The sequence below is a fragment of the Piscirickettsia salmonis LF-89 = ATCC VR-1361 genome (assembly GCF_000297215.2).
In the GTDB taxonomy this organism is placed as follows: Bacteria; Pseudomonadota; Gammaproteobacteria; order Piscirickettsiales; family Piscirickettsiaceae; genus Piscirickettsia; species Piscirickettsia salmonis.
This window is the reverse complement of sequence record NZ_AMFF02000162.1, coordinates 7,964-12,727: the sequence shown is the minus strand read 5'-3', so window position 1 is coordinate 12,727 and position 4,764 is coordinate 7,964. Positions and strand designations below refer to the sequence as shown.

The following is a 4,764-nucleotide window of genomic DNA, read 5'->3' as shown; positions in this document are numbered from 1 at the left end:
AGGTAGCGACGCTTACGATCTATAATTCATCTTCACCATTGACATGCTCTGTTATAACATGGTAATTGGTAGTTATAATAAGAGAGCTCCTAAGAATAATAAAACTAGAAGCATAGGGCTTTCGTAGCGAATTAATTAGGGGTGTCGTTAATGAGTTGGTATTATAATAAAAGTGCTGTGGGGTTGATTTCAAATAGATATGGGGAGTTGATCACTTATTATTCTCTATTTTATATATTTAATTTTTTGATTTTAAAATATATTTTTTAATATAACTAACCTTTAAAAAAGCTATATAGACCCTCTGTATCTGTAATTTAGGATATCTGCCGATAATTTAGCGATTTTGTGACTTTAATAAATGAGAATTTACTATGAAATTTGTCGAACTTAAGCAGAAATTTATTTTAGTCTTGCAGTTAATTAGCCAATTAGAAAATAGTAGTGCTTTCGAATATAAGAAAGAAGCATATAACTTTGAAAATGAAAAGGATTTATTCCGATTAAAAGATAAATTTATTGTGCCTTTTCTTAAATGCTTACCTAAAGCTCTGTCTGATCGCAAGCAGAGAGGCCAAGCCAAAGATATTTGCGAAGAAAATATTAGAGGACTGTTAGTAGACACAGAGATAAAGGATAGCTTAAGAGCGTTAGATGTAGCGCATATTGCCCTGTTTGAAATGATGCACCAATATCTATTGGGAGTAGAGAGTGCTGAGTTTAGTGTATTAGTTCAAGCGATTTATGATGAGATAAAACTAAGTAAAGAAGATGTTGGTGTTCTCCGATGTGATGCTTTGGGCCACTTGAACTCACATTTTAAATTAGATGTTCTTGACTCATCTAAGAGTGATTTTTCAGATGAATTATATAGGATTGGTCTTTCTTTAAACGATTGTATCTTAGAATTAAATGAAATAAATTGTGCAAAAAATAATATTCTAAAGCTTAAAGAAGATAGGGATAAAACTCTTCAGTCTCAGTATGCTGTACTTGAGGAAGTAGCTAAACTATATATCGATGGAAATGGACAGGAAGGCCTTAAAAGGCATGATGAGGCTTATTTTAATAAGCTCTTTGGTTCTTGCTTACGTTTTAATGGTGGTAATCCTGAAGTAATGAATAAAAATGATGAGTTTGATTTTAAAGGGACTCTTCAAACAATAATTTTAAACTGTAAGCGCAAAAGAACTCTTTGGGCTAGAATATGGGGGAAGCTTCAAGCAGGAAAAACTGTAGCGCTACTTCTTAGGAAGGCACAAGAAGTTTCCTCTAATACGGGCCTTGAAGTCACCTCAGGAGATATTCGTAAAAGAGAGCCTGTTGTTGCTGTGTGGGTTGATGTAAATCCTACGGAGCGTGCAGCGAAGATTCTTAGACTGGAACTGGATTATGACAATAAGCATAAGCATAAAGAAAATCAGTTGCCAGGAGAAATTAGAAAGTGGAAAGATCGTAAGGCAGCAGCAATCGATAAGTTTTCTGAAAAGGTTAAAAGTTATGGAGAAGCATTGAAAAAGGCTTTTAATTTTAGGCAGAGTTTTAGGGCCTTGGTGCAAAATGCGGAAAAAAAAGGCGCTGTTGCAGGAGGGTTAGATAGTCAGGTTAAAGGTGCTGAAGGAGGAGAAAAATCTCAACAGGAGGCTTTACTGCGGCTGACTGGCGAGAGAAAAGTTGATGGAGTAATCATCCTCAAATATATTGAAGGTAATGACCAGTTGCTCTCTCTATATAATGAACTTAAAGAGCGAGAGTATCTAATAAAAGGTAATTTTCTTCGTGTTTTTAGTCAATTTAGAACAACTATGTCTGGAGAAGCAGTAAAATGCAGTGAAACATGGTATACGATAGAGGCAGCATTCACAAATAGAATTCGCTCTAATCATCAGGCAATGGGTGGTTCTGAGCAAGACTGGACTCAATTAGTTGCTAATTACCCATTTTTAAAAAATCATGGAGAAGTTGCTGCAGCGTCGGATGCTTTGATGTTTGGGCCTGTTTTGAGCCAATCTACTGAGGTTAGTTCAGAAGAGCTAAGTTGTATGGCTATGATTTAAATATATTTTTGAAATATGACCCTTGTTTTAGTTGAAAGGCACTAAGTGTGAAAAATATAGATTTTAAAAAAAGTTTTTCCTTTGTCCTTGCTTTCATTAATGAAATCAAATACAAACCTATAGAAAAGAAATGGGAAGAATTACTTCTACCAAATGGTAAGAATGATAATTTGGAGGTATGTAGTGGGCACAAGTATGATTTTAGTAAGTGTAATTTTGCATCCCTTAGTGAATTATATGAGCTAAGAGAAAGCTTAATTCTTCCATTTTTTTTTAATCTGCATAATACGTCTAAAAGTAGTGTTCTCCATGATACTGATTCAGATGTCAAGGGAATTGCGTCTTTACTAGACGATCCATGTTTGTCAGAAATATTTCCAAGTAAGGAGGACATTATCCTTTTTGGAGAGTTCTGTAAGTCTGTATTAAGGACTTTAGGGCAAGGGCCAGATAACTTAGTTCAAGCCTGTTTGCAAAAAATAGGAGTCAATTTATTACCTTATGAGCTTGATCACTTAAAGTTACAAGCACTTAGTAAGTTAAATGAGGAGTTTAAATTAAACGTTGCTGTTGCTTCTGAAGATAAATATTTAGGAGAGCTCAGAGGGCTTAGTAGAGCTATTAATATTAAGAAAGGAAATTTAGAGGTTAAAGAAAAATCGCTGGACGATACTGAAAAAGAACAATTCGATAATACTAAAAAGATAGAGGATGCAGAAAAAGCGATTGTTAGTTTAAGTCATCAAAAAAAAGATGTTCTTGAAAGTCAATATATACTCTTGAAGTATGTTGCTACTTTATATGCGCATGGAAATCAGCATTATAAACTAAAACCTCATAAGCGGAATGACTTTGATAAGATTTTTGGGCCTTACCTTTGTTTTAATGATGGGAACCCTGAAATAATAGAGCAAAATGGTAGCTTTGATTTTAAAGCAGTACTTGAAGGAATAGTTGAGAATTGTCAGCGTGAAAGAACATTCTTAGCTGTAATGGGTAAAAAGCTTCAAGCAGGAAAAATTGCAGAGGTGCTTGTTAAGGAAGCAAATGCCTTCGCTAGAGGAACTAGGCTTAGAAATATTCAAGGGGATGTTCGAAAAAATATTTCTTTTAGGGCTGTCTGGGATGATGGCAGGAGTCCTGTGCCTTTTTTAAATCAGGCGATTGGTGAGACTGGCACTTTCTTAGATAATTGTAAGAAGAATCAGGCTCATTTAAACGAAGTGCTTTCAGCTAAAAAAGATAATCTTGATAAGGCTAAAGAGGAGTTAGGTCTTTTAACAGGAAAAATGGACAGGATTGCTGGTGAATTGAAACAAGAGATTTTTAAGTGTGAAGATCTATTTGGGCCAGTGATACAGAAAATAATAAAGCACGAAAAAAATGAAAAGAACAAGCAGCAAAGCAAAGCAAGGGAAAAGGAGAGGTTAAAAATAGTTGAAGAGCTCAGCCGAGAAGTGACACGCGTAGTTAGCCATAGCAGTTCTTTTTCTAAGGTAGTGGATGAACTTAAGGAAAATATCACAGGACACCTATCTAACGATTTAAAGGTAGTTATAGACTGTACCCTTAAAATTGAAAGTAACGATGAACTTACGTTACTCCATCGTTTACTTGCATGGCGTTACCCTTTTCTAAAAAGCTTCAAAGGCAATGAACCTTCTTGTTTTACAACAATGTCTGGGCAAAAAGAAGCTTGTAGTGGTGAATGGGGCGTAATAGAGTTTACGTTAGCAAAATGCATGTTTGCTAATGCGGAGAAGAGTAGTGGGTTAGTTAGTATACCTGAGCTTATTCTTCAGAATCCTTTTTTAAAACTATATGGCCATTTACAGCCAACTGTTGAAGGAAGTGCTCAGGCAGATGTAGTAGATGGTGCTGGGGCAAGTGCTGCGGGGATAAGCACAGAAGTTAAAGATGTTGAGAGAGAGCTTAAGGCCGCAACGGCAGCAAGTAGGCTTATAAGTAATATAGATGCTAAGTTAGGAGGGGGTAAGGAGAGTAAGAAGGAAGACTTAGAGTTGATTCGCGCTCAGGTTCAAAGTATTTCTGATAATAGGGTTTTGGAGAAGCTCTTTACTTGGTTGATGACGCAAGAATACTTGTGGAAAACTACAGGGTTTAGCTTCACTAAGACAACAATGTTTGGAGTAGAACAATACTGCCGTAGCACTTGGGGAAAGATAGAACAGTTTTTTGCAAAAAAAATGACGACCAATAGTTGTCGGGCAGCTCTTCATGGGGAGCATGGCACTAAGGGAATAGATGAATTAGTTAAGGGTAATCCTTTTTTAAATAAGCACCGCTCTTTGATCGAAAAAATGCAAAAAAATTTCAGTCTTGATGATAAGGAATCTGAGGCTGAGGGGCGAATTTTTGAGAGGCAGCAGTCAACTGAAACTAGCAGTATAGAGTCTAGTCTTGACGTTAGTTATGCGAGCATGTAATCGGCGTAATACTGAGCAATGGATAACCCTAAGTATTTATTCATTTAGTGCACCCAATTTTGATTTTATTGGGCGTGCTTTTTTTATTTAAGTGTCTGTTGGGATATTAGTGCAGTAAATATTGCATAACCCCCCTTTTGATTTTATTTCCTGCTGTTTTATTTATAATTTGTACTGGAAAGTTATATGTTTTGGCATGTGTCACTCAGAACTTCGCTTGACATGAATTTTTACAATCCTAACTTAGTTTTTAACATTTC

The 4,764-nt window shown here is 35.8% G+C and carries 2 protein-coding genes; both read left to right on the top strand.

Annotated elements, in window-relative coordinates; genetic code table 11:
• Nucleotides 1–374 precede the first annotated feature (374 nt).
• Nucleotides 375–2,057 carry a hypothetical protein gene (locus tag C200_RS12745; protein WP_016211682.1) on the top strand — a complete coding sequence of 561 codons (1,683 nt, stop codon included), beginning with the start codon at nucleotides 375–377 and terminating at the stop codon, nucleotides 2,055–2,057.
• A gap of 47 nt (nucleotides 2,058–2,104) precedes the next feature.
• Nucleotides 2,105–4,504, top strand: a complete 2,400-nt coding sequence (locus C200_RS12740) for a hypothetical protein (RefSeq protein WP_016211680.1) — start codon at nucleotides 2,105–2,107, stop codon at nucleotides 4,502–4,504.
• Nucleotides 4,505–4,764: the final 260 nt, after the last annotated feature.

Coding starts and splice junctions, on each gene's coding strand:
- C200_RS12745 (WP_016211682.1), top strand. CDS start 375: ATGAAATTTGTCGAACTTAAGCAGAAATTTATTTTAGTCTTGCAGTTA.